Origin of the sequence: Streptomyces sp. NPDC017890, from assembly GCF_044328675.1 — a bacterium.
Classification (GTDB): Bacteria; Actinomycetota; Actinomycetes; order Streptomycetales; family Streptomycetaceae; genus Streptomyces.
The window spans coordinates 1-1,124 of sequence record NZ_JBIRHU010000165.1; the positions used below are offsets into that span (position 1 = coordinate 1).

The 1,124-nt window shown below is 58.7% G+C and carries 1 protein-coding gene; it reads right to left on the reverse strand.

The annotated features are described in order from the left end of the window. On the reverse strand, nt 1–533 hold a 533-nt coding region (locus tag ACH4F2_RS36275), incomplete at its 3' end, for an NB-ARC domain-containing protein (RefSeq protein ID WP_398136837.1). Nucleotides 534–1,124: the final 591 nt, after the last annotated feature.

A 1,124-nucleotide genomic window follows, 5' to 3' on the forward strand; every position in this document is an offset into this window, starting at 1 on the left:
AACAGTCCCCTCAGTACCGTTCCGTGATCCTCTCGCGGCGTCGGCAAGGGCAGAATGGCAAGTACACCCTCGCCCACAATTCCGAGCGTCTGGCGACTCGTCGTCAGAATGCGTAGGTGCGGACAACGCTTGAGCAAGACTACGCATAATTCCGAGATGGCAACCACTGAAGCTTCACAACAATCGAAAACGAGTAGGACGCGGCGATCAAATAGATGGTCGATGAGTTCTGCCTCTGCGGTGTCCGCGGCCAGGACGAGCCCGAAAATATCCGCGACGGCCAAGACAATGGCCGATTTTTCACGGTGGCCGCTGAGTTCTACCAGCCATACCCCGTCATCGAATGCGCGCGCTACCTGACCAGCCACTTGCTGCGCGATACGAGACTTTCCCACCCCGCCTTCTCCTGTAAGCGTCGTCAATCGACTGAGTGACAGCAGTCTCTTGGTTTCGGAGACCTCGACGCGCCGCCCCACGAAGCTGGTGATTTCATTGGGCAGATTTCCCAGTCTGGACTCGGTAGTCGTCGACATTCGAAGGCCATCTCACTTCTCAAATTCAGGCAAGTTCGTCCACGCGTCGGACGTCGCATTGCAGAACTTACGTGCTTGGCTGATGACAGTGCCATCTAGCGAGCCGCGCCCGATACTCTCCCGATGGCGCAATTCCGACAGGCTCATTGGCCAAACTGCGCAGCAGCCCAGTAACTTGCGGGGATGGGTCACTCGATAACGTGGCTATCGGTGACAGAATGAGACTCCACTGTCCAACCTCGGCAACGTGCGTGCTAATTGGGCACCTCGCGTACGCCGAATGAAATGCTCTGGTTACATGGACGACTTCGTGATCCTTCCAGATCCCTGCTGTGGCAACGGGCTTCGATCTCGGCGCGGCTGCTCTGGACTCCCGCGACGAGTTTAGACACTCACTGTGCGTTCGGCGCCGCGGGATTTCCGACCCCGCCCGCCCCGTCAGCAACGGAGCGGGCGGGCGCGGCGGTGACGGGACCGGGCCGGAAGGGACAGCAAAATCCGACGACGAGGCAGTAATGCGCATGACGAATCAAACCTTTCCTGGAAAAGCTCTCTGAACTGGCTATTTACCTACTTCCGGCCGGTGCCGGC